This is a genomic window from Pseudomonas extremorientalis, assembly GCF_001870465.1.
Lineage (GTDB): Bacteria > Pseudomonadota > Gammaproteobacteria > Pseudomonadales > Pseudomonadaceae > Aquipseudomonas > Aquipseudomonas extremorientalis.
On record NZ_MDGK01000031.1, the window covers coordinates 276,360 to 299,229 of the forward strand.

Annotated in this window: 21 protein-coding genes; 5 read left to right on the forward strand and 16 right to left on the reverse strand. The window is 61.1% G+C overall.

All coding sequences use genetic code 11. The features are described from left to right. Positions 1-23: 23 nt before the first annotated feature. The 13 genes from BFN10_RS13060 to dksA form a co-directional block, all read right to left on the reverse strand. Positions 24-1,040: a class I SAM-dependent rRNA methyltransferase gene (locus BFN10_RS13060; protein ID WP_071490001.1), complete on the reverse strand. Its 1,017-nt coding sequence runs from the start codon at positions 1,038-1,040 to the stop codon at positions 24-26. Between the two features lie 57 nt (positions 1,041-1,097). Further along, positions 1,098-1,967 carry an oxygenase MpaB family protein gene (locus BFN10_RS13065; RefSeq protein ID WP_071490002.1) on the reverse strand — a complete coding sequence of 290 codons (870 nt, stop codon included), beginning with the start codon at positions 1,965-1,967 and terminating at the stop codon, positions 1,098-1,100. Between the two features lie 16 nt (positions 1,968-1,983). Beyond that, entirely contained in the window at positions 1,984-3,921 is a 1,938-nt protein-coding gene (gene acs, locus BFN10_RS13070) for an acetate--CoA ligase (protein ID WP_071490003.1), read from the reverse strand. A 105-nt stretch (positions 3,922-4,026) separates the two neighbouring features. Further along, entirely contained in the window at positions 4,027-5,691 is a 1,665-nt protein-coding gene (pgi, locus tag BFN10_RS13075) for a glucose-6-phosphate isomerase (protein WP_071490004.1), read from the reverse strand. A 224-nt stretch (positions 5,692-5,915) separates the two neighbouring features. After that, positions 5,916-6,767: a pantoate--beta-alanine ligase gene (gene panC, locus BFN10_RS13080; protein WP_071490005.1), complete on the reverse strand. Its 852-nt coding sequence runs from the start codon at positions 6,765-6,767 to the stop codon at positions 5,916-5,918. Beyond that, complete coding sequence (panB, locus tag BFN10_RS13085; RefSeq protein WP_071490006.1) at positions 6,764-7,564, reverse strand: 3-methyl-2-oxobutanoate hydroxymethyltransferase; 801 nt, start codon at positions 7,562-7,564, stop codon at positions 6,764-6,766. The genes panC and panB overlap by 4 nt, the downstream gene beginning before the upstream one ends. Before the next feature lie 214 nt (positions 7,565-7,778). After that, on the reverse strand, positions 7,779-8,276 hold the full coding sequence (gene folK, locus BFN10_RS13090) for a 2-amino-4-hydroxy-6-hydroxymethyldihydropteridine diphosphokinase (protein WP_071490007.1): 498 nt from the start codon (positions 8,274-8,276) through the stop codon (positions 7,779-7,781). Positions 8,277-8,278: 2 nt separating this feature from the next. Next, entirely contained in the window at positions 8,279-9,673 is a 1,395-nt protein-coding gene (locus BFN10_RS13095) for a polynucleotide adenylyltransferase PcnB (protein WP_071490008.1), read from the reverse strand. Positions 9,674-10,381: 708 nt separating this feature from the next. After that, the gene (locus tag BFN10_RS13100) at positions 10,382-11,812 is read right to left on the reverse strand and encodes a sigma-54-dependent transcriptional regulator (RefSeq protein ID WP_071490009.1); all 1,431 of its coding nucleotides are present in this window, start codon (positions 11,810-11,812) and stop codon (positions 10,382-10,384) included. A gap of 22 nt (positions 11,813-11,834) precedes the next feature. Beyond that, the gene (locus tag BFN10_RS13105; RefSeq protein ID WP_162276390.1) at positions 11,835-14,789 is read right to left on the reverse strand and encodes a sensor histidine kinase; all 2,955 of its coding nucleotides are present in this window, start codon (positions 14,787-14,789) and stop codon (positions 11,835-11,837) included. After that, positions 14,773-14,949, reverse strand: coding sequence for a hypothetical protein (locus tag BFN10_RS29225; RefSeq protein WP_003176118.1), 177 nt, complete (start codon positions 14,947-14,949; stop codon positions 14,773-14,775). Before BFN10_RS29225 ends, BFN10_RS13105 begins: the two co-directional genes overlap by 17 nt. A gap of 62 nt (positions 14,950-15,011) precedes the next feature. After that, on the reverse strand, positions 15,012-15,899 hold the full coding sequence (gene gluQRS, locus BFN10_RS13110; RefSeq protein WP_071490011.1) for a tRNA glutamyl-Q(34) synthetase GluQRS: 888 nt from the start codon (positions 15,897-15,899) through the stop codon (positions 15,012-15,014). Between the two features lie 83 nt (positions 15,900-15,982). Continuing rightward, on the reverse strand, positions 15,983-16,426 hold the full coding sequence (dksA, locus tag BFN10_RS13115) for an RNA polymerase-binding protein DksA (protein WP_058427634.1): 444 nt from the start codon (positions 16,424-16,426) through the stop codon (positions 15,983-15,985). Between the two features lie 319 nt (positions 16,427-16,745). Here dksA and BFN10_RS13120 point away from each other — a divergent pair, with 319 nt between their 5' ends. Both BFN10_RS13120 and sfsA read left to right on the forward strand, forming a co-directional pair. After that, on the forward strand, positions 16,746-17,918 hold the full coding sequence (locus BFN10_RS13120; RefSeq protein WP_071490012.1) for a pyridoxal phosphate-dependent aminotransferase: 1,173 nt from the start codon (positions 16,746-16,748) through the stop codon (positions 17,916-17,918). After that, positions 17,918-18,628 carry a DNA/RNA nuclease SfsA gene (gene sfsA, locus BFN10_RS13125; RefSeq protein ID WP_071490013.1) on the forward strand — a complete coding sequence of 237 codons (711 nt, stop codon included), beginning with the start codon at positions 17,918-17,920 and terminating at the stop codon, positions 18,626-18,628. The genes BFN10_RS13120 and sfsA overlap by 1 nt, the downstream gene beginning before the upstream one ends. On the opposite strand, the gene BFN10_RS13130 is transcribed toward sfsA, so the two are convergent. Then, a complete protein-coding gene (locus tag BFN10_RS13130) occupies positions 18,625-18,942 on the reverse strand; it encodes a Rieske (2Fe-2S) protein (protein ID WP_071490014.1) in 318 nt (105 codons plus the stop codon). The two genes, sfsA and BFN10_RS13130, sit on opposite strands and share 4 nt — an antisense overlap. 155 nt (positions 18,943-19,097) lie before the next feature. On the opposite strand from BFN10_RS13130, the gene BFN10_RS13135 reads away from it, so the two are divergent. From BFN10_RS13135 to BFN10_RS13145, 3 genes are read left to right on the forward strand one after another with little or no spacing between them, the layout of a single operon-like run. Continuing rightward, a complete protein-coding gene (locus BFN10_RS13135) occupies positions 19,098-19,976 on the forward strand; it encodes a heme/hemin ABC transporter substrate-binding protein (RefSeq protein WP_071490015.1) in 879 nt (292 codons plus the stop codon). Then, positions 19,973-21,010: a FecCD family ABC transporter permease gene (locus tag BFN10_RS13140; RefSeq protein WP_071490016.1), complete on the forward strand. Its 1,038-nt coding sequence runs from the start codon at positions 19,973-19,975 to the stop codon at positions 21,008-21,010. Before BFN10_RS13135 ends, BFN10_RS13140 begins: the two co-directional genes overlap by 4 nt. Next, complete coding sequence (locus BFN10_RS13145) at positions 21,010-21,777, forward strand: heme ABC transporter ATP-binding protein (RefSeq protein ID WP_071490017.1); 768 nt, start codon at positions 21,010-21,012, stop codon at positions 21,775-21,777. Before BFN10_RS13140 ends, BFN10_RS13145 begins: the two co-directional genes overlap by 1 nt. Before the next feature lie 245 nt (positions 21,778-22,022). Here the strand turns inward: BFN10_RS13145 and BFN10_RS13150 are convergent, their stop codons facing one another. Then, positions 22,023-22,295 carry a TfoX/Sxy family protein gene (locus tag BFN10_RS13150; protein ID WP_071490018.1) on the reverse strand — a complete coding sequence of 91 codons (273 nt, stop codon included), beginning with the start codon at positions 22,293-22,295 and terminating at the stop codon, positions 22,023-22,025. A 192-nt stretch (positions 22,296-22,487) separates the two neighbouring features. After that, entirely contained in the window at positions 22,488-22,832 is a 345-nt protein-coding gene (locus tag BFN10_RS13155; RefSeq protein ID WP_071490019.1) for a pentapeptide repeat-containing protein, read from the reverse strand. Between the last annotated feature and the right edge of the window lie 38 nt (positions 22,833-22,870).

Below are 22,870 nucleotides of genomic sequence, written 5' to 3' on the forward strand. Positions count from 1 at the left end.
AGCAAGGGCCTTTGAGAAACGTCTTACAGTTGGAGTATCAGGGTTTTCAGGGGCGGTTGCTGATCCTGGGACGGGAAGTCCGCTCCAGGCGTCATGATTTTCCAGTCACGCACCGGGCGCCCGGCTTTTTCCGCGCAGCGCAGCACCTGTTCGCGCCAATCCTCCATGCTGACTTTCGCCAGGTTGTTGCAGCAGATCAGCACGCCATTGTCAGCGGTGGCCAGCAGGGCTGGCTTGAGCAGGCTCTGGTAGTCGCGCAGCAGGTCGACGGTGCCGAACGCGCTCTTGGCCCAGGCCGGTGGATCCAGCAGCACCAGGTCGTATTGACGTTGCTCCAGGCGCGGATAACTCGGCAGCTTTTGCCCACGGCGCTGGGTGATCGGCAGGCCTGCCAATTGGCGAATCGCCGGGAAGTAGTCGGACTGTACGAACTCCATGCTCGGCAATTGCGGGTTCAGCAAGCCGTTTTCGCGACCGACCGCCAGGTTGCCCTCGGCAAAGTCCAGGTTGCACACCTCGCGGGCGCCACCGGCGGCTGCGCTCAGGCCCACGCCGCAGGTGTAGGCGAACAGGTTGAGCACGCTTTTTCCGGCGCTGTTGGCCTTGACCCAGCCGCGGGTGTTACGCAGGTCGAGGAACAGCAGCGGGTCCTGCCCGGCATGCCGCCCACGCACGCGGTAACTGAGGCCCCACTCGTGACCAACCAGGTCCTCCAGTGCGGCGGGTTCGGCGCGATACACCGTGTCTTCGCGGTCGATGCGCGAATTGCCACGGGCGCGATCGTTGTACACCAGCAGCAACTCCAGGCCCATGTACTGGTTGACCTGTTGATGCAGGTCCAGCAGGTCGGCGGTTTCCAGGGATTGGTGGAAACTCTGCACCAGCAACTGCGGGCCGTAGCGGTCGATGGTCAGGCCCCCGGCGCCTTCCTGGCTGCCATGGAACAGCCGGTAACAGTCGGTGCCTTGGGCGTGCAACTCGCTGATCAGGTCTTGGCGATGATCGAGGGCGGCGCGCAGCGCCTGATTCAAGGGAGACATGGAGCGCGCCTTGCTGGGGAATTGAGGGCGCGAAGTTTAACAGCTATGCGCCGTCGCCTACATCAACCCCATCCGGCGATGGGCGCGTTGCACAGAGCCATTGCGCATCGCCCAGCGCAACATCGGGGCACTGCGTTTGACGCCGGCACGGATCATCTGGCGTTGCAGCGGGCTCTGGTGCTGGTCGAGCATCGCGCTGGCCCAATCCGGCAGCAGGTCGATCCCGGCGCGCATCATCAAGCTGCCAAATGGCTTGGCCAGCAGGCTGGGGGAGGGAGCATTCAGCAGTAGCCGCAGCACTTCGCGGCTGCGATCGTCGCACAGCAATTGCGGGCGGATGCGAGCCAGATAATCCGAAACGTCCTGCCGAGAACGCGGAACATGCCGCGCACCCAGCTGTTCAGCGACCAAGGCAATTTCACTGTAGTAACGGTCCTGGTCGCGACCGGACAGGTGCGGGTTGCAATAACGCAAGTGAGCGGCCAGGAAGTGACTGACCTCCGCCACATGCACCCAGGTCAGCAATTCCGGGTCGCTGGCCGCATAAGGCCGGCCATCCGGGGCGTGGCCGACCACCTGCAAGTGAATGGTGCGGACTTTTTCGATCAGCCATTCGGCGTCTCTGCGCGAGCCGAACGTCGTGCCCGAAATGAACTGCGAGGTCCGCCGCAAGCGCCCGAGCATGTCCTGGCGAAAGTTGGAATGGTCCCACACGCCCGCCAGGGCCAGCGGATGCAAGGCTTGCAGCATCAAGGCGCTGATGCCGCCGATGAGCATGCTGCTGAAGTCGCCATGCACTTGCCAACTCACCGAGTCGGGCCCGAACAAGCCTGGGTCGCCCTTGGGGTTTTCCAGGTCCAGTTGGCCCAGCGACAGGCCGGTCAGGCTCATCAACTGGGTTTCGATACGGCTGCGGATAAATTCCATGGCGACGTGGGGTTTCCTATCGGTTCAGGCGTTTGTCGATCAAACCGTCCACCACGCTCGGATCGGCCAGGGTCGAGGTGTCACCCAGGCTGTCCAGTTCGTTGCAGGCAATCTTGCGCAAGATCCTGCGCATGATTTTGCCGGAACGGGTTTTCGGCAAGGCCGGGGCCCATTGGATCAGTTCCGGCTTGGCGAAGCTGCCAATTTCTTTGCTGACCAGATCCAGCAGGTGTTTTTTTAACGCATCGCTGGGTTCCACGCCATTCATGGGGGTGACAAAGGCATAGATGCCCTGGCCTTTGACATCATGGGGATAGCCCACCACGGCGGCCTCGGCCACCTGGTCGTGCAGCACCAGGGCGCTTTCTACCTCGGCAGTGCCGATGCGATGGCCTGACACGTTGATCACATCGTCGATGCGCCCGGTGATCCAATAATCGCCGTCTTCATCGCGGCGTGCGCCGTCACCGGTGAAGTAGTAGCCGGGGTAGGGTTTGAAGTAGGTGTCGACCATGCGCTGCGGATCGCCGTACACACTGCGGATCTGCCCCGGCCAGCTGGCTTTGATCGCCAGTACGCCACTGCCGGCGCCGCTGAATTCCTTGCCGTGTTCATCGAGGAGTACCGGCTGTACGCCGAACATTGGCTGGGTCGCGCACCCTGGCTTGATTCGCTGGGCGCTGACCAGTGGGCTGAGCATGATGCCGCCGGTCTCGGTCTGCCACCAGGTATCCACAATCGGGCAGCGCTGTTCGCCCACGGCATTGAAGTACCAGTCCCAGGCCTCCGGGTTGATCGGTTCGCCGACGCTGCCCAGCAGGCGCAGGCTGGCGCGCGAGGTATTTTCCAGCGGGCCGTGGCCTTCGCGCATCAGCGCACGCAGGGCGGTGGGCGCGGTGTAGAAGATGTTGACCTGGTGCTTGTCGATCACCTGCCAGAAGCGCGAACTGTCCGGATAGCTCGGCACGCCTTCGAACATCAGCGAGGTCGCGCCATTGGCCAGCGGGCCGTACACGATGTAACTGTGGCCGGTGACCCAGCCCACATCGGCGGTGCACCAAAACACTTCGCCGTCGCGGTAGTCGAGTACGTACTTGAAGGTCATCGCCGCTTGCAGCAGGTAGCCGCCGGTGGTGTGCAGCACGCCCTTGGGTTTGCCGGTACTGCCGGAGGTGTAGAGGATGAAGAGCGGGTCTTCGGCGTCCATCGGCTCGGGCGGGCAGTCGCTGCTGGCCGCATCCAGGGCTTGTTGATACTTGAGGTCGCGACCTTCGCTCCAGTCAACGGCCGCTCCGGTGCGCTCCACTACCAGCACCGTGCTCACATTCGGACAGCTGGCCAGGGCCTTGTCGACATTCTGCTTCAGTGCAACGGGCTTGCCGCCGCGCACGCCTTCGTCTGCGGTGATCACCGTGCGGCAGTCGGCATCGAGAATACGGTCACGCAAGGCATCCGGCGAGAAACCACCAAACACCACGGAGTGCACCGCGCCAATCCGTGTGCAGGCGAGCATGGCGTAGGCGGCCTCCGGGATCATCGGCATGTAGATGCATACCCGGTCGCCTTTCTTCACGCCACGGCTTTTCAGCACATTGGCCAGGCGGCTGACGTTCTGGTGCAGTTGGTGGTAGGTGATTTTTGAAGATTTTGCCGGATCATCGCCTTCCCAGATGAAGGCCGGCTGATCGGCGCGTTGCGCCAGGTGACGGTCGATGCAGTTGTAGCTGACGTTGAGTTGACCACCGGCAAACCATTGGGCGGTGCCGGTGTGGATGTCTGAGCGTTGAACGGTGTGCCAGGGGGTTATCCAGTCGAGAAAGCGCTCGGCCTGTTCAGCCCAGAAGGTATCCGGCTGTTCGATGGATTGGCGGTAGAGGCGCTGATAGTCCTCTTGACTGAGTTGCGCAGCCCGGCGGACGGCATCGGCGGTGGGGAACGTGCTGATATCGAACATGAGCGATCCTTATTCTTGTTTTTGCGACAAGTCATAAAGATGCACCCGGCAGGGGTAGGGTTCAAGGCCAACCTCCAAATGGACGTTGGCCTTGCAAAACCTGGATCAGCCGCGGTGACGACCGCGGAAGTAATTGATCAGGCCCTGGGTCGAAGCGTCCTCGGCCGAGGTCTCTTCGGCGCCGGTCAGGCGGTTGTAGACGCCCTTGCCCAGCTCCTTGCCCAGCTCCACACCCCATTGGTCGAAGGCGTTGATACCCCAGATCACGCTCTGTACGAACACTTTGTGCTCATACATGGCTACCAGGGCACCCAGGCGACGCGGGCTGATGCGTTCGACCACGAGGGTGTTGCTCGGGCGGTTGCCCGGAATCACCTTGTGCGGTGCCAGCTTCTGCACTTCGTCTTCCGGGATACCTTTGTCGCGCAGCTCGGCTTCCGCTTCGGCGCGGGTCTTGCCGAGCATCAGCGCCTGGCTCTGGGACAGGCAGTTGGCGTACAGCCATTGATGGTGGTCGGACACTGGGTTGAAGCTGACGATCGGCACGATAAAGTCGGCCGGGATCAGTTGGGTCCCCTGGTGCAGCAACTGGTGGTAAGCGTGCTGGCCGTTGCAGCCAACGCCGCCCCAGATCACCGGGCCGGTATCGGTAGCGACGGGCGTACCGTCCTGGCGCACGCTCTTGCCGTTGGATTCCATGTCCAGCTGTTGCAAGTGTTTGGTGATGTTACGCAGGTAGTGGTCGTACGGCAGGATCGCGTGGCTCTGCGCGCCCCAGAAGTTGCCGTACCACACGCCCAGCAAGCCCAGCAGCACCGGCATGTTCTGTTCGAACGGGGCGTTCTGGAAATGCTGGTCCATGGTGTAGGCACCGGACAGCAGTTCCTTGAAGTTGGACATGCCGATGGCCAGGGCGATCGGCAAGCCGATGGCCGACCATAGCGAGTAACGGCCGCCGACCCAATCCCACATCGGGAAGATGTTTTCTTCGCGAATTCCGAAGGCCACGGCCGCCGCGTTGTTGCTCGACACGGCGATGAAGTGGCGATACAGCTCGGCTTCCGAGCCACCCTGGGCCAGGTACCAGGCACGGGCGGCCTGGGCGTTTTTCAGGGTTTCGAGGGTGTTGAAGGATTTCGACGAGACGATGAACAGCGTGGTCTCGGCGCGCAGCTTCAGGGTCAGCTCGTGGAACTCGCTGCCGTCGATGTTCGCCAGGTAGTGGCAGCGCACGCCTTTGTGGGCGTAGGACAGCAGCGCTTCGGAGACCAGCTCCGGGCCGAGGAACGAGCCACCGATACCGATGTTCACCACGTCGGTGATCGGCTTCTCGGTGTAGCCACGCCACAGGCCGTCGTGGATGCGGCCGACCAGGTCGGTGATCTGGTTCAGCACTTTGTGCACGTCCGGCATGATGTTCACGCCGTTGACCGACAGCTTGTCACCCACCGGACGGCGCAGTGCGGTGTGCAGCGCTGGGCGGCCTTCCGACGAGTTGACCGGTTCGCCTTTGTACAGCGCGTCAATGGCTTCCTTGAGGTGGACCTCTTTGGCGAGGTTTACCAGCAGGTCACGGGTTTCGCCGGTGATCAGGTTTTTCGAGTAATCGAGGAAAAGTCCGCAGCTGCTCAAGGTGAACTGGGAAAAACGCTGAGGATCGGCATTGAACGCTTCGCGCATGCTGAAATCCTGCATGGCTTGGCGATGTTGATTGAGCGCTTGCCAGGCGGGCAGAGCGGTAACGTCATGAGGGGTGCGGTAGTACGCCATCGCTGCGGGTTTCCTTTTATTACGGGGACTGCCTTTAGGACACTTATTTGCCTGGAACATCCAGTCTTTGATCAAGCAATGGGTTCCAGACAGCGCTAACCATAGCGCAGGGCGATTACATTAAACCTAGCGTGTCGATATGTCTTGGCTTTGTCTGCGCTAAGGCCGGTACTTTTTTATACCGGCACTTTTTATTTACGCAGTGAGGAGGGCAACTGGAAGGGTCAGTCGAGGATCAGATGCAGGTTATCGATGAGACGGGTGGCCCCCAAGTAGGCGGCGACCAGGATCACGATATCCCGATCTTCGGCCGTGGCCGGGCGCAAATGCACGCCTTGGCGCACTTCGAGGTAGTCCAGGCGCAGCCCGGCGGCTTCGATCTGGCGGACCTGTTCGGCGCGCAGCTTGGCGAAGTCATGGTCACCGGCCTTGATCGCAGCGCCTATCTGGCTGAGGCTGCGGTACAGCACCGGCGCAATGGCGCGCTGTTCGTCGCTGAGGTAACCGTTGCGCGACGACAGCGCCAGGCCGTCGTCGGCGCGCACGGTGGGCTCGCCGATGATCTGGATCGGCATGTTCAGGTCATGCACCATGGCGCGGATCACGGCCAGTTGCTGGTAATCCTTCTGCCCAAACACGGCCATGTCCGGCTGCACCATGTTGAACAGCTTGCTGACCACCGTCGCCACGCCTTCGAAATGCCCGGGACGGCTGGCGCCGCACAGGCCTTCGGACAGTTGCGGCACGCTGACACGGGTCTGGCCGGTCATGCCGCCGGGGTACATTTCCTCGACGTTAGGTGCGAAGAGCAGGTTGCAGCCGGCCTGCAGCAACTTTTCCTGATCGGCGGCCAGGGTGCGGGGGTATTTGTCCAGGTCTTCGCCGGCGCCAAATTGCAGCGGGTTGACGAAGATGCTGGCGACCACGAAATCCGCCTGCTGGGCGGCCTTGGTCACCAGGGTGGCGTGGCCGCTGTGCAGGTTGCCCATGGTCGGCACAAAGCCGATACGCTTGCCGGCGCTGCGGGCATGGGTTACGGCGGCCCGCAGTTCACGTACGGTTTTAACGGTGTTCATGCAGAGAACCCATGTTCGGCGGCCGGGAAAGTCACGCCTTTGACTTCGGCGACGTAGGCGCTCAAGGCGTCATGGATGCTGCTCTGGCCAGCCATGAAGTTCTTCACGAACTTAGGCACACGACCGCTGATCGACAGGCCGAGCATGTCATGCAGCACCAGCACCTGGCCATCGGTGGCCGAACCTGCGCCGATACCGATTACTGGCACTTTCACGGCCTGGGTGATTTCTGCCGCCAACTCGCTCGGCACACATTCGAGCAGGATCATGGCGGCGCCGGCCTGTTCCAGGGCGATGGCGTCCGCACGCATCTGGCGCGCCTGGGCCTCATTCCGGCCCTGGACCTTATAGCCGCCAAGGATGTTCACCGACTGCGGCGTCAGGCCCATGTGCACACATACCGGCACGCCGCGTTCCGCGAGCAGGCGGATCGACTCGGCGAGCCATAACGCGCCTTCAATTTTGATCATGTGCGCGCCGGCTTGCATCAGCTTGCCGGCATTCTGGAAGGTCTGTTCGAGCGTCGCGTAACCCATGAACGGCAGGTCGGCGATGATGAAGGCGCCATCGTTACCGCGCTTGACGCTGGCGGTGTGGTACGCAAGTTCATCGGTGGTGACGGGCAGGGTGCTGTCATTCCCTTGAAGAACCATGCCCAGGGAGTCGCCCACCAGCAGCACTTCAACCCCGGCCTGGCAACTGGCGTGGGCGAACGTGGCGTCGTAGCAGGTCAGCATGGCGATTTTTTCACCTTTGAGCTTGAGGCTCTGCAAGGTGGTCAGGGTAATGTCTGGCATGAAAAGGGTCCTCGTTCAGGCGCTTGGAAACAGCGAGTAACGCGCGTGAGTCTTCGTTTATACAGGCGCACTGTCTTGAGAGCAGTGCTTATAAGGCCTGGATCGCGCCCTTCAGCGCCGGGTTGGCGGCAGCGGGACGCCTATAGTCGTGAGGAGGACTCGGGAAGTCAATTGGATGTGTTACCGCATTGTTACGATGACGGTGTTACCGCTGTTACTGACGCGATTCAGCAACGGTGAGCCGTTCAAGACCGACAAACGGGCAGGCTTCAAGCAGTTCGTTGAGGGTTTGGCCATCGGGTAACGCCAGGCTGGCGGACGCCAGTTCGGCCAACGGGTACAGCACAAAAGCCCTCAGGTGCATCTGGTAGTGCGGCACCTTGAGACGCGGTTCGTCGATCAGGCGATCGCCAAACAGCAGGATGTCCAGGTCAAGCGTGCGCGGGCCCCAGCGCTCGAGGCGTTCGCGGCCCTGGTCGTTCTCGATGGCTTGCAGCGCATCCAGCAGCTCAAGAGGGGCGAGGTTACTGTCAAGGGCGGCCACTGCATTGGTATAGCGCGGTTGGCCCGGGAGCAGGGAGTCACTTTGATAGAAGGCAGAGACACCGGCGACGTGCGTGCCGGGCAATTGCGCCAGTGCTTCGATAGCGCTGCGCAATTGCTGATCCGGGGCCGCCAGGTTGCTGCCCATGCCGATGTAGATGCGTTCCACGCTTATTCGCCCGAGGCGTCGGCCGCGCTGCGCTTGCGCTTGCTGCTGCTGCGGCGACGCTTCTTCGGCCCGGCGCCTTCGCCATCGCCTTTGCTGCCGAGGTCACGGATCATGTCGCGGCGTTCGCTGTCATTGGCGTCCTGGTAGTCGGTCCACCATTCGCCCAGGCCGTCGGTCTGCTCGCCGGCGCTCTCACGCAACAAAAGGAAGTCGTAGCCGGCGCGGAAACGCGGGTTGTCCAGCAACAGGTCGGCACGTTTGCCACTGCGACGTGGCAGGCGCTCCTGCATGTCCCAGATCTCACGGATCGGTATGGTGAACCGTTTGGGAATGGCGATGCGCTGGCACTGCTCGGCGATCAGCTCATGGGCGGCTTCCTGCATGGCCGGGATCGGCGGCATGCCACGCTCCTGCAGGCGCAGCACGCGCTTGGGCAGGGCCGGCCACAACAGGGCGGCAAACAGGAACGCCGGGGTGACCGGCTTATTCTGCTTGATGCGCAGGTCGGTGTTGATCAGTGCTTCGCTGATCAGGGTATGGGTGTACGTCGGGTTGTATTCCAGCGCCTCGGCGCTGGCCGGGAACAGTGGGTCGAACAACTGCAGGTCGACGAGCATTTCGAAGGTGTCGGCGGCGTAGCCCGAGAGGAACAGCTTCAACACTTCTTCGAACAGGCGCGCCGAAGGGATCTCCCGCAGCATCGGTGCCAGTTCGCGAATCGGCGCGGCGGTGTGTTTCTCGATGCCGAAGTTGAGCTTGGCGGCAAAACGCACTGCACGCAGCATGCGCACCGGGTCTTCCTGGTAGCGCTGGACCGGGTCACCGATCAGGCGGATCAGGTTGTTGCGGATATCGTGTACGCCATTGGCGTAATCGAGAATGCGCTCGCTGACCGGATCGTAATACAAGGCATTGATGGTGAAGTCGCGGCGCTGCGCGTCTTCCTCGAGGGTACCGTAGACGTTGTCACGCAGGATGCGCCCGCTTTCGTTGCGGGAAGACTGATTGGTGTCTTCCTCTTCATCGTTTTGCGGGTGGCCGGCGCGGAACGTCGCAACTTCGATGATTTCGCGACCGAAGTGGATATGCACCAGCTTGAAGCGCCGGCCGATGATCCGCGCATTGCGAAATTCGGCACGCACTTGCTCAGGCGTGGCGCTGGTGGCGACGTCGAAGTCCTTGGGCGTGATATTGAGCAGCATGTCGCGTACACAACCGCCCACCAGATAAGCCTGGTAACCGGCGTTCTGCAAACGTTCGACGATATTCACGGCATAACGGCTGAATTGAGCGCGTTGCAGCGAATGCTGGCTGCTGTTGAGCACTTCAGGCGTGCTGCGTTTGTGTTGCGTACGACGCAAGGGAGAACGGAATGACTGGAACAACTTCTTCAGCATGGGATGCACTGTTTGAAGGAATGTTCGGCCATAACGAAGAATGACCGCATGATGGGCGGGGATTCTAGCATTTAGTCAGGGGATGGTGTAGGAACAAGCTGCAAGCCCCAAGCCAAAAGCTTCAAGAGGTTGCTGGGTGGTCAAATGGCGGAAACTACAAGGGGAGCCGAAGCTCCCCCAGAAGTAGTTGCGTGCTCTATTTTTATTATGGATTGCGGGCTTCTTGTTTTTGTTGATCGCCCTCGCCATGAAGCTTCACCTTCATGACACTCCCAATCGGGAGTCAAGAGCAAACGGATTGCTTTGGTCGCTGTGTTGCTGATCTACGATCCAACCAGTTCAGGCTCTGCCTTAGGGCAGTTTTTGTTGTTCTCGGCCTGGTTGCGGGGCAAGCCCCAAATGCAACGCCTCTCCAAAAGAATCAGTTAGCTGCGCCTCCGCCGTGTTGTTTTTGTTATGCGTGAGTCGATTCGTCTTATTTTTATTGTCTTGTACAAAGCTTGTTATTGTTTTTGTACTAAGCATATAGCAGGGTGCGTGCCAACTTTTGCACCGCCCAGCAAAACCGGGGGGTTGAGGTGGTATCGGGCTTTTGACGGCCCAAAAAAAGCCAGGGCTTCGTTACCGTAAGCCCCGGCTTTTGTTACGCGAAATATCCGCGGTAACAGTTTTTTCACATCTGCGGGTGTTACCTGTGGGGGCGCCCCCTCAACTCTCGCTGGCCACGCCGGTCTTGCGCCGTGGAATGCCCAGGCGCTGGCGACGTTCCCACAGGCATTTACGGCTTACGCCCAGCTTGCGCGCCAGTTCGGTCTCGGTCATATGGTCCTGGTGCTCAAGGACGAAATGCTGGAAGTAATCTTCCAGTGACAGATCTTCCGTCGGCTCGTGGCTGGTGTTGCTACCGCCGCCCTGTTGTGGGGCCAGGCCGATGAAGTCGTCGTCCTCCAGATCGCTCAGCTCAATGTCGATGCCCAGCAGCTCGGCGGAAATCTCCGGGCTCTCCGACAGGATCACCGCACGCTCGACCGCATTTTCCAGCTCCCGCACGTTACCCGGCCATGAGTAATGCCGAATCGCCTGCTCGGCGTCCGGGGCAAACTTCAGGTCGGTACGATTGATGCGCGCGCTCTGGCGCAGCAAGAAGGCGTTGGCGATCTCGTTGACGTCGGCGCCACGCTCACGCAGGGCCGGCAACTTGAGGGCGATCACGTGCAGGCGGTAATACAAGTCTTCACGGAACTGGCCGATCTTGGCCAGGCTCTTCAGGTCCCGGTGGGTCGCGGCGATCAGTCGAACATCGACCTTCTGCGATTGCACCGAGCCCACACGGCGAATCTCGCCTTCCTGCAACACGCGCAGTAACCGCGCCTGGGCTTCCAGAGGCAGTTCGCCGATTTCGTCGAGGAACAGCGTGCCGCCGTCCGCCGCTTCCACCAGGCCCGCACGCCCGGCGCTGGCGCCGGTAAACGCGCCTTTTTCGTGGCCGAACAGTTCGGACTCGATCAGGGATTCAGGGATCGCCGCGCAGTTCACCGAGATCATCGGCGCCTTGGCACGCTTGGACAGGTTGTGCAGGGCGCGGGCCACCAGTTCTTTACCGGTGCCAGACTCGCCCTGGATCAATACATTGGAGTCGGTGGGCGCGACTTTGCGGATCTTGCTGTACAGGTCCTGCATGGGTGGGCAGGAGCCGATGATGCCGATCTCGCCGTTGCTGTTGTCGACGCCTGGCTTGTCATTGGTTTTGCTCGCCGGTCGTTGCTCGGTCGGCGCGCTGCTGGCCGACTGGCGGTCGCGCAGGATACGGGCCACCGCCTGGAGCATCTCGTCATGGTCGAATGGCTTGGCGATGTAATCCACCGCGCCCATCTTCATGGAGTCCACCGCCGACCGCAGGCTGGCGTAGCTGGTCATGATCAGCACCGGAGTGCCCTGGCCCAGCTTGATCAACTCGGTACCAGGCGCGCCAGGCAGGCGCAGGTCGCTGACAATCAGGTCGAACGTGGGAATGCTGAACCGCTCCTGGGCTTCCTGCACCGAGCCGGCTTCGCTGACCTGGTACTGATTTCGTTCAAGCAGGCGACGCAAGGCAGAGCGGATAATGGTTTCGTCTTCGACGATCAAAATGTGCGGCATTGATTCAATTCTCTCGACGGTCTCAGTTCACAGCGGACGTCGCTTCGACATGACGCGGCAAGGTCACCCGAATACGGGTGCCGCGTTGGCTTTCGGTGTCAGCCGGGCTGTCGATGGTGATTTGTCCATAATGCTCTTCAACGATGGAATAGACCAGTGCAAGGCCCAGACCGGTACCTTCACCTGGGTCCTTGGTGGTGAAGAAGGGTTCGAACAATCGGTCCATGATGTTCTGTGGAATACCACTGCCTTCATCTTCGACGATCAGATCGACCGTATGTTCGAAAGCCTCGGTCTTGACGCGCACCGCACCGCCGGCCGGGGTGGCGTCACGGGCGTTGGACAGCAGGTTGATCAGCACCTGGGCGAGGCGTTGGGAGTCGCCGTCGACCCAATGGTCGGGGTCGCATAAATTGAAGAACTGTACTTCGAAATTGCGCCGGTTCAAGGCCAGCAGCCCAATGGCGTCCTGTGCCACCTCGGCCAGGCACACGGCTTCGTCGTGGTTCTGGTGGGCGCCTGCGTGGGCAAAGCTCATCAGCGACTGCACGATGCGCGAAACACGCTTGGTCTGTTCGAGGATCTGCCCGCTGATTTCGGTGATTTCGCCGTCGTCTTCACGCTCTTCCCGCAGGTTCTGCGCCAGGCAGGCAATACCGGTGATCGGATTGCCGATTTCATGGGCCACGCCCGCCGCCAACCGGCCGATACTGGCCAGGCGCTCGGAGTGCACCAGCTTGTCTTCGAGCATCTGGGTTTCGGTCAGGTCTTCCACCAGCAGCACCAGACCACTGTTACCGGGGGCCAGGGGTTCGTCGATGGCGGCTTTGTGCAGGTTGAGCCAGCGGGTCTGGCCGTCAAGGGCCAGGTGCTGCTTGTGCAGGTGTTCGTCGGGCAGGTTGATGAAGCCTTGCAACAGTTCTTTCCAAGGCTCGCCCAGTGTATTCAGGCGTGAGCCGACTACGCGTTGCGCCGCGATACCGGTGAGTTCTTCCATGGCCTTGTTCCACATCAGGATCTCTTGATCCTTGGCCAGGGAGCAGACGCCCATCGGGAGTTCCTGCAGGGTCTGGCGGTGGTAGCGACGCAGGGCATCGAGTTCGGCGGCCAGGCCTGTGAGGCGGGAGTGGTAGTCCTCCAGCCGGCTTTCGATGAAATGGATGTCTTCGGTCACGTAGTTTTCGCCGCCGGCCTTGTAGGGCAGGAAGGTTTCCACCATGTCCTGGGACACGCTCGGCCCCATCAATCCGGACAGGTTGGCTTCGATACGGTCACGCAGGCGGCGCAGGGCGTACGGGCGGCGCTCATCGAACGGCAGGTAGAGATCGCGCAGCGCCTGCTCGACTTCCTTTTGTGCCGCCTTGGCACCCAACGGCTTGGCCAGTTGCGTGGCGAATTCCTGGGGTGAGGCGGCATGCAATTCACGTCGTTGCGGACGGCGTACGTTATCCACCGCGCAGGCTTCGGCGGCGCTGGTTTCTTCCGGGCTGGCGTTGGTAAACAGTGAGATCAGGGTGAACATCAAGACGTTGGCGGCCAGCGACGCAATCGCGGCCATGTGCCAACTGGTGTCATCCAGCACGTAGATCATGTTCAGCAACGGGATGTAGAAGCCCTGCAGGTTGCCGACCAGCGGCAGCAGCATGGTCACGACCCACACCAGGATCCCCGCCAGCAGCCCGGCGATGAAGCCACGCCGATTGGCGGTCGGCCAATACAGTACCGACAGCACGCCCGGCAGGAACTGCAACGTGGCGACAAATGCAACGATCCCCAGGTTGGCCAGGTCTTGACCCGCGCCCAGCAGCAGGTAGAAACCATAGCCGGCCATGATGATCGCGACGATCAGCGCGCGCCGTGTCCATTTCAGCCAGCGGTAGATATTGCCCTCGGCCGGTGGTTGGTACAGCGGTAACACCAGGTGGTTGAGTGCCATCCCCGAGAGGGCCAGGGTGGTCACGATGATCAACCCGCTGGCAGCCGATAGCCCCCCGACGTACGCCAATAGCGCCAAGGCCGGGCTATTCGCGGCTATGCCGATGCCCAGGGTGAAATACTCAGGATTGGTGGTGGCCCCCAGTTTCAGACCGGCCCACAGGATCAGCGGCACCGCCAGGCTCATCAACAGCAGGAACAACGGCAAACCCCAGCTGGCGCTGACCAGCGAGCGCGGGTTGAGGTTTTCGGTAAAGGTCATGTGGTACATGTGCGGCATCACGATCGCCGAGGCGAAGAACACCAGCAGCAGTGTGCGCCAGGGGCCTTCCTGCAATGGCGTATGCAGGGCGGCGAGGGCGGTCTGGTTCTGCAGCAGCCACAGTTCCAGCTGTTGCGGGCCGTCGAACACGCCGTAGAGCGCGTACAGGCCAACGCCGCCGATGGCGATCAGCTTGATCACCGACTCGAAGGCAATCGCGAACACCAGGCCCTCGTGCTTCTCGCGGGTGGCGATATGGCGTGAGCCGAAGAAAATCGTGAACAGCGTGATCAGCGCGCAGAAGGCCAGGGCCACCCGATGTTGCACCGGTTCGCGGGTCAGGATGCTGATGGAGTCCGCCACCGCCTGGATTTGCAGGGCCAGCAACGGCAGCACGCCGATCAGCATGAACATGGTGGTCAGCGCGCCGGCCCAGGTGCTGCGAAAGCGGAAGGCGAACAGGTCGGCCAGGGAGGACAGTTGGTAGGTGCGGGTGATCTTCAGGATCGGGTAAAGCAGCACCGGTGCCAGCAGAAAGGCACCGGACACCCCGAGGTAGCTGGAAAGAAAACCGTAACCGTATTGATAGGCCAGGCCTACGGTGCCATAGAACGCCCAGGCGCTGGCGTAAACGCCAAGGGACAAGGTGTAGGTCAGCGGATGGCGAATGATCGCCCGCGGAATCATTCCACGCTCACTGATCCAGGCCACCCCGAACAGCGCGGCCAGGTAGGCGGCGCTGATCAGCAGCATCTGGGTGAGGCTAAAGCTCATCGGCATCTTTTTGGCTCTGCAGGATGAAAGTCACGACGATCAGGATCAGCCACAGCAGATAAGGGCGATACCAGGCGCCCGTGGCGTCGATCCACCAATCCATGATGGCGGGGGAAAACAGGTAGATCCCGACGACCAGCAGCAGGACCAATCGATAGATGTACATGTTGGCCTCTGATTGAAAAACTGCGGCGATGGTAACGGATGCCGGCCAAGCTGCAAGCGCCTTCAGCTCAATTGCGCTTCTGCCAGCGTGAGTCTGTGCGGTATCCGCGTGGCGTCCCAGTGCTGGATGCCCCAATCCAGCAGTTCCCGTGGGCTGGCGTGGAGCAGCTCGTCACCGGGTTGCTGCCCGAGGGCGCGCAGGGCCCTTAATAGCAAAGGCGTGGCCTGGTCGGGTGTCAACGGCGGGGAACGATAGGATTTGCCCAATTTGTTACCGTCCGGCTGGACGATCAGTGGCACATGCAGGTAGCGCGGTTGGCGCAGGCCGAGCAGTTCCTGCAGGTAGAGCTGGCGCGGCGTGGAGTCGAGCAGGTCTGCACCGCGCACGATATCGGTAACACCTTGCCACGCATCGTCGAGGACGACTGCCAATTGATAAGCATAGAGGCCATCGCGGCGACGGATGACGAAATCGCCTACATCGCGACCCAGGTGCTGTCGGAATTCACCCTGGACGCGGTCGGTAAAGTGGTAAGCAAGCTCAGGAACACGCAAACGAATGGCGGCATCTTGCTGATCGTGGCCGGCATTGCGACACAGGCCCGGGTAGATGCCGTTGTAGGCCTCCAGTTGTTTACGTGAGCAAGTGCAGGCGTAGGCGAGGCCGTGGTTGAACATATCGTTCAGTACTTTGGCATAGGCTTCGTGCCGTTCGCTTTGTCGGACCAGTTCGCCGTCCCACTCAAACCCGTAGCTTTCCAATGCATGCAGGATCGCTGCCTGGGCGCCGGGCTCTTCGCGGGGCGGGTCGAGGTCTTCCATGCGCATCAGCCAGCGGCCGTGGTTGGCGCGGGCGTCGAGGTAGGAGGCGAGCGCGGCGACCAGTGAGCCGAAATGCAAGTGGCCGCTGGGCGTTGGGGCAAAACGCCCGATATAGATAGAGGCTGTCATGGGCCGGATACTACTGGAAATTCGGTAAACGCCAGCAACAAAAATGGGGCGTTCGCACGCCCCATTCGTTCAGCTCGGCTGGATTACTTGCCGACCTGTTTTTCCTTGATTTCGGCCAAGGTCTTGCAGTCTACGCAGAGGTCCGCGGTTGGGCGGGCTTCCAGGCGACGAATACCAATCTCGACACCGCAGGATTCGCACCAGCCGTATTCTTCGTCCTTGATCAGCTGCAGCGTCTTGTCGATCTTCTTGATCAACTTGCGCTCGCGATCACGGGCGCGCAGTTCCAGGGCGAATTCTTCTTCCTGGCTCGCGCGGTCGGCCGGGTCAGGGAAGTTGGCTGCTTCGTCCTTCATATGGTCAACCGTGCGGTCGACTTCCTGCATCAAGTCCTGTTTCCACTTGTTCAGGATCTTGGTGAAGTGCTCGCGCATGGGCTCGCCCATGTACTCCTCACCTTTCGTCTCTACGTAAGGTTCGAAGCCGTTGAGGCCTTGAGTCTGCTGTTGCTTTGCTTGGGTGGACATGAATAGACCGCCTCTCACTCTTCTAATCCATTGCGCAGGATTGCAACGTCACCGACACCTGCCGGCCCTGCGGCTGCAAGCGGGCGAACTTACCAGATAGATTCGGGGTGCGCCACTCCCGGTTGTCGAGGCCCACGGCAAAGGGGTTGCAAACTGCGACTGCCCGCCATTGCTGGGTATGTGTTGCCTCGAATGTAGATTTTAGTCGGTTTGCAGGCGCTTGCTCGGACTGCACATGCCGCCGGGCAGGCAATAGAACATGTTTTACGGCGCGGGTTCGGTAGAATCCAGATTTTGTCCTCACCGTTAAGGAAGGCTAATGGCCCAGCCCTACAGTGCGCGCAGTCGCGCCATCGAACCTTTTCATGTCATGGCATTGCTGGCGCGGGCCAATGAGCTGCAGGCCGCCGGCCATGACGTGATTCACCTGGAAATCGGCGAACCGGATTTCACCACCGCCGAGCCGATCATCCAGGCCGGCCAGGCGGCATTGGCCAATGGTAAGACCCGTTACACTGCAGCCCGTGGCCTGCCAGAGTTGCGCGAAGCCATCAGCGGTTTTTATCAGCAGCGTTACGGCTTGAACGTGGATCCCGAGCGCATTCTGATCACTCCTGGCGGGTCCGGCGCGTTGCTGCTGGCCAGCAGCCTGCTGGTTGACCCGGGCAAGCATTGGCTGCTCGCAGACCCTGGTTACCCCTGCAATCGCCACTTCCTGCGCCTGGTAGAGGGCGCGGCGCAACTGGTGCCGGTAGGCCCGGAGGTGCGCTATCAGTTGACCGCCGACCTGGTGGCCAGGCACTGGGATCAGGACAGTGTGGGCGCGCTGGTGGCCTCGCCAGCCAACCCGACGGGGACGATCCTCACCCGTGACGAATTGGCCGGGCTTTCTGCGGCCATCAAGGCGCGCAACGGCCACCTTGTGGTGGATGAGATCTACCATGGCCTCACTTACGGCACCGACGCAGCCAGCGTGCTGGAAGTCGACGACGACGCCTTCGTCCTCAATAGTTTTTCCAAGTATTTCGGCATGACCGGCTGGCGTCTGGGGTGGCTGGTTGCACCCCCGGCGGCAGTGGGCGAGTTGGAGAAGTTGGCGCAAAACCTCTACATCAGTGCTCCTAGCATGGCCCAACACGCGGCGCTGGCGTGTTTCACCCCACAGACCCTGAGCATTCTCGAAGAGCGTCGTGCCGAATTCGGTCGCCGTCGCGACTTCCTGTTGCCCGCCCTGCGCGAGCTGGGGTTTGGCATCGCCGTTGAGCCGGAGGGGGCGTTCTACTTGTACGCCGATATCAGCGCATTTGGCGGTGATGCCTTCGCATTCTGCCGCCATTTTCTCGAAACCGAGCATGTGGCTTTTACGCCTGGCTTGGACTTTGGCCGCTACCAGGCCGGTCATCATGTGCGTTTTGCCTACACGCAGAACCTCGATCGGCTACAAGAAGCGGTGGAGCGGATCGCCCGTGGTCTGCGGAGCTGGCAAGGCTGATGCGCTTTAATCCTCCCCTTGAAGAAGCGCGACTGATTCGCCGCTACAAGCGTTTTCTCACCGATATCGAGACCGTTACCGGCGAGTTGCTGACCATTCATTGCCCCAACACGGGCTCAATGCTCAATTGCATGGTGGAAGGTGGGCAGCTCTGGTTCAGCCGCTCCAATGACCCCAAGCGCAAATTGCCCGGCACCTGGGAAATCGCCGAGACGCCCCAGGGCCGGTTGGCCTGTGTGAACACGGCGCGCGCCAATCAATTGGTCGAGGAGGCGCTGCATGCAGGGGTGATCACTGAGCTCAATGGCTTTACCGCGTTGAAACGCGAAGTGCCTTACGGCCAGGAGAAAAGCCGCATCGACTTTCGCCTGGATTATCCCGACGGCGCGGCCTATGTCGAAGTCAAAAGTGTGACCCTGGGCTATGACGGCTCTGCGGTTGCGGCGTTTCCCGACGCGGTGACCCAGCGCGGCGCCAAGCATTTGCGTGAGCTGGCGCACCTGGCGCGGGAGGGTGTGCGCGCGGTGCAGCTGTACTGCGTCAATCTCTCGGGGATTGAGGCTGTGCGACCGGCGGTGGAAATCGACGCCGGTTATGCTGCAGCCCTGCGTGAAGCCAAGGCGGCAGGGGTGGAAGTGCTGGCGTATGGCGTGCGTGTGACCTGCGAAGAAATCTGTGTAGACCGGCGCCTGGACGTGCTGCTCGACTAGAGTTCCACCCATAGGCCTTGAGCGTCTTCGCAGCCGCGCAGGGCGGTCAGGCTCTGCCCGGCGCAAGGGCCGGCGATGCATTCGCCATTCTCGATCAGGAACAGGGCGCCGTGGGTCGCACACTGGATCAGGCTGGCGCTGTCGTCGAGAAACTGGTCGGGTTGCCATTCCAGTGGAATGCCACGATGGGGGCAACGGTTGATGTAGAAGTACGCAACGCCGTCGCGGCGCACGGCCAGCAGCTTGCACCCGTCGATATCAAAACCGAGGCTGCTGTTGGGCGCGAGTGCGGTGGAGGGGCAGAGAAACTTCATTTCACTCCTTAAGTGCCTTGACGTTCAAATGCAAACAATTATCAAATGCCGGCTCGCCCGTCAGCTGACCGGGCGCTCAATACGATGCCAGACGGGCGTTTGCTGTCACATCGATGAGTGCTTGAGCGGCCCTGCCCTTGGAAGGAAACCCTGTTATGCGACTGAGTACCAGCGCTATTGCGCTCGTTGTCGGACTGCTGGTCAACCACGGGGCGCAAGCCTCTGAACTGCCACAACGCTGGGTGAGTGCCGGTGGGGCGCTGTCGGAATGGGTGACGGCCCTGGGCGGCGAGTCGAAACTGGTCGGGGTGGACACTACCAGCCAGCATCCCGAGTCCCTCAAGGCGTTACCGAGCATTGGTTATCAGCGGCAATTGTCGGCGGAAGGCATTTTAAGTCTGCGCCCGCAGGTGCTGGTCGGCACCGAAGAAATGGGGCCGCCGCCGGTGCTGGCGCAGATTCGCAGTGCAGGCGTGCAGGTGGAAATGTTCTCGGCGCAGCCGGACCTGCCGACGTTGAAAGGCAATCTTCAACACCTGGGTAAGTTGCTGGGCAGCGAGGCCAAGGCCACCGAATTGTTTACCGGATATGAGCAGGCGCTGGATCAGCAGAAACGCTGGGTGACCAAGGCCCAGTCCACGCAAAAGGCGCCAGGCGTGTTGTTGTTGCTCGGGCATGCAGGCGGCAAGCCGCTGATCGCGGGCAAAGACACAGCGGCCGACTGGATGTTGCAACAGGCGGGCGGGCGCAATCTGGCGGTCCATGAAGGTTACAAGCCGTTTTCGGTGGAGTCGTTGGCGGGCTTGAGCCCGGATGTACTGGTGTTTGCTGACCGTGCCCTGACCGGAGACGCAGCGCGTGCGGCACTGTTCAAGGAAAACCCGATCCTGGCGTCCACGCCGGCGGCCAAGAGCGGGCGAGTGTTTGAGGTCGATCCCACCCTGTTGGTCGGCGGACTTGGGCCGCGTATGCCGCAAAGCCTCGCGGACCTGTCTGCCGGGTTTTACCCGTCCCAGGCCAAACCAGCCCCATGACCACTCCGGTAAAACCGAAAACGCTGTTTGTTGGGTTGGCGTTGTTGTGTGTCTTGGCGATCTGGCTTTCGCTGGCGCTGGGGCCGGTCAGCTTGCCTCTGTTGGATACGCTCAAAGCCGCCTTGCGCTTGATGGGGCTGCCGATTGAGCCCCAAGGGCTGGAGCAGGCTGAGCTGATCCTGGGGCAGATCCGTTTGCCACGCACGCTGCTGGGCTTGGCTGTCGGCGGGGTATTGGCCTTGTCGGGGGTGGCGATGCAGGGGTTGTTCCGCAATCCTCTGGCGGATCCAGGTTTGGTCGGGGTCTCCAGCGGTGCTGCACTGGGGGCGGCGGTGGCGATTGTCGGTGGTTCGTTTTTCGGTGGTTTGCCGGATGCCGTTGGACCTTACCTGTTGTCACTTTGCGCATTCCTGGGAGGGCTGGGTGTGACGGCACTGGTATATCGCTTGGGGCGGCGCAACGGCCAGACCAACGTCGCGACAATGCTGCTCGCGGGCATTGCCCTTACGGCTCTCGCCGGTTCGGCGGTGGGCCTGTTCACCTACCTGGCCGACGACGCCACCTTGCGCACCCTGACATTTTGGAACCTGGGCAGTCTCAACGGCGCCAGCTATTCGCGGTTATGGCCGCTGTTGCTCGTGAGCGCGGGTGTGGCGCTGTGGTTGCCGCGCCGGGCCAAGGCGTTGAATGCCCTGTTGCTCGGTGAGTCGGAGGCCAGTCATCTCGGCATCGATGTGGAACGGCTCAAGCGCGAATTGGTGTTGTGCACGGCGCTGGGCGTGGGGGCGGCGGTTGCCGCAGCGGGCATGATCGGTTTCGTGGGGCTGGTGGTGCCGCATCTGGTGCGCTTGTTGGCGGGGCCGGATCATCGTGTGCTGTTACCGGCATCGGTCTTCGCGGGTGCGAGCCTTTTGTTGTTTGCCGATCTGGTCGCACGGCTTGCCTTGGCACCGGCTGAGTTGCCCATCGGTATCGTTACAGCGTTTATCGGTGCGCCGTTCTTTCTTTTCCTGTTGTTGCGGGGGCGTGCCTGATGCTTCGTGTGGAAGACCTGCACATCCGTCGCGGGCGCAAAACCGTATTGGCAGATATCACACTCGACCTGTTGCCGGGTGAAGTGCTCGGCGTGTTGGGGCCCAATGGTGCAGGCAAAAGTACGCTGCTCGGTGCGTTGTGCGGCGAGTTGCATCCCGACCAAGGCACAGTGTGCCTGGATCAATGTCCTTTGCAGGAGTGGAGTGGGGCACAACGAGCACAGCGCCTGGCGGTATTGCCGCAAAGCTCGACGTTGGACTTCGCTTTCCGTGTCGAAGAGGTTGTCGGCATGGGCCGCTTGCCTCATCAGACCGGGCGCGTGCGCGATGACGAGATCATCGAGGCGGCCTTGCAGGCGGCTGACGTCGGGCACTTGAACGGTCGCAGCTACCTGGCGTTGTCCGGTGGCGAGCGCCAGCGTGTGCACCTGGCGCGCGTGCTTGCACAATTATGGCCAGGTGAAGCGGGGCAGACGTTGTTATTGGATGAGCCGACGTCAATGCTGGACCCTTTGCATCAACACATGACTTTGCAGGCCATTCGTACCTTCGCCGATCGTGGGGCGGCGGTGCTGGTGATCCTTCATGACTTGAACCTCGCAGCCCGTTACTGTGACCGTATTCTGTTGCTGGAGGCGGGGCGTCCGCATGCCTTGGATACGCCGGCGCAAGTGATGCAGCCTGAGCCCCTGAAAGCTGTTTTTGGTCTGGATGTGCTTGTGCAGGCTCATCCCGAGCGTGGGCATCCTCTGATCATTGCGCGCTGAGTTCGACTTTTCCACAGGCAAAAAAAGACCCGGCAAAAGCCGGGTCAAATAACCGTGATTAGCCTGATGAGGAGATAATCTGAGAGTCCGAACCAATGGTCTTTCAGTTATCGGCTGATCTCGCGACCAGTTGTGATAATCATAACGATTCTCATTTGAGAGTCAACCTTTGTTTTCTCGGTGTCTTGGGGTTTTCTCAAACGCCCGTTCGGAATGTCTATAAACAGGGGGGCCTGATAGTCGATCTAATTCTTTTGGCGCGTTGAAATAGCGTCAAGTTGACGGTTCAACGCTTCCTTGCGCTCGGCAGGAATGTCATTCCAGTGCACGTCCATCAATGCCCCTTCGATGGCATACAGCAGCACTTTCGATGCACGAAACCCGCGCGTTCGCACGGCCCGGTAGGCATCAACCGCACCCAGGCGACGCAAGTCGGACGCACTGTGGATGCCCACCGCATGCAGCCACTGTGCTGATGTCTTGCCAAGGTTTTTCAGGTGTTGCAGCTCATCGTTCATCAAGCCTCCTTGCGACGGCCGAATGGTGCGGTGGGTATGTGACCAGGCAAGCCTGAACAGAAGTGTAGCGCTCAGTAGGAAAAGCGTAGTTCTTTAGTCGGAAACGGCCTAAAGACGTATAAGCATGACCAGGTCAGGCAGGCGGGAAGTCCCCGGCACGCCTGCGCGAAACCGGGGCGGAAGCAGAGGGTTTCAGCGAGTGCGATAGCGCAGGCGTGTGCCGAAATTGACCGACATGAGAATCTCGTCAGCGCTCAGTTCGGGCGGGAAGTACGTGCCTGAAATCTGCGCGTGGGCCAGGCTGGCGCCCTCCAGCGGGCAGTCGCGCAGGTCCAGCCCGCGTAAATCGGCAGATCGGAAATAGGCGTCGGTAAAGTCCACGCCTGCCGTGTTCAGTTCGCGCAGATCCAGCCCACGGAAGTCGCCACCGCGCATGTCGATGGCACCGTCTTTTGGACGTTCCCGGTTGAAGCCTCGCACATCGTCTTTATGCAGGAGCGAGTAAAGCGGCGTATCAAGAAGCTTGGGCTGACTCATGACGGCAACTCCCGTTGGATTTATGGCGCCATTATAGT

Coding starts and splice junctions, on each gene's coding strand:
- BFN10_RS13105 (WP_162276390.1), bottom strand. CDS start 14,789: ATGCCGATGAGCTTTAGCCTCACCCAGATGCTGCTGATCAGCGCCGCC.
- BFN10_RS13135 (WP_071490015.1), top strand. CDS start 19,098: ATGCGACTGAGTACCAGCGCTATTGCGCTCGTTGTCGGACTGCTGGTC.
- panC (WP_071490005.1), bottom strand. CDS start 6,767: ATGAACACCGTTAAAACCGTACGTGAACTGCGGGCCGCCGTAACCCAT.
- BFN10_RS13130 (WP_071490014.1), bottom strand. CDS start 18,942: ATGAAGTTTCTCTGCCCCTCCACCGCACTCGCGCCCAACAGCAGCCTC.
- pgi (WP_071490004.1), bottom strand. CDS start 5,691: ATGGCGTACTACCGCACCCCTCATGACGTTACCGCTCTGCCCGCCTGG.
- dksA (WP_058427634.1), bottom strand. CDS start 16,426: ATGTCCACCCAAGCAAAGCAACAGCAGACTCAAGGCCTCAACGGCTTC.
- BFN10_RS13145 (WP_071490017.1), top strand. CDS start 21,010: ATGCTTCGTGTGGAAGACCTGCACATCCGTCGCGGGCGCAAAACCGTA.
- BFN10_RS13065 (WP_071490002.1), bottom strand. CDS start 1,967: ATGGAATTTATCCGCAGCCGTATCGAAACCCAGTTGATGAGCCTGACC.
- BFN10_RS13060 (WP_071490001.1), bottom strand. CDS start 1,040: ATGTCTCCCTTGAATCAGGCGCTGCGCGCCGCCCTCGATCATCGCCAA.
- BFN10_RS13155 (WP_071490019.1), bottom strand. CDS start 22,832: ATGAGTCAGCCCAAGCTTCTTGATACGCCGCTTTACTCGCTCCTGCAT.
- sfsA (WP_071490013.1), top strand. CDS start 17,918: ATGCGCTTTAATCCTCCCCTTGAAGAAGCGCGACTGATTCGCCGCTAC.
- acs (WP_071490003.1), bottom strand. CDS start 3,921: ATGTTCGATATCAGCACGTTCCCCACCGCCGATGCCGTCCGCCGGGCT.
- BFN10_RS13140 (WP_071490016.1), top strand. CDS start 19,973: ATGACCACTCCGGTAAAACCGAAAACGCTGTTTGTTGGGTTGGCGTTG.
- gluQRS (WP_071490011.1), bottom strand. CDS start 15,899: ATGACAGCCTCTATCTATATCGGGCGTTTTGCCCCAACGCCCAGCGGC.
- BFN10_RS13100 (WP_071490009.1), bottom strand. CDS start 11,812: ATGCCGCACATTTTGATCGTCGAAGACGAAACCATTATCCGCTCTGCC.
- panB (WP_071490006.1), bottom strand. CDS start 7,564: ATGCCAGACATTACCCTGACCACCTTGCAGAGCCTCAAGCTCAAAGGT.
- BFN10_RS13095 (WP_071490008.1), bottom strand. CDS start 9,673: ATGCTGAAGAAGTTGTTCCAGTCATTCCGTTCTCCCTTGCGTCGTACG.
- BFN10_RS13150 (WP_071490018.1), bottom strand. CDS start 22,295: ATGAACGATGAGCTGCAACACCTGAAAAACCTTGGCAAGACATCAGCA.
- BFN10_RS13120 (WP_071490012.1), top strand. CDS start 16,746: ATGGCCCAGCCCTACAGTGCGCGCAGTCGCGCCATCGAACCTTTTCAT.
- BFN10_RS29225 (WP_003176118.1), bottom strand. CDS start 14,949: ATGTACATCTATCGATTGGTCCTGCTGCTGGTCGTCGGGATCTACCTG.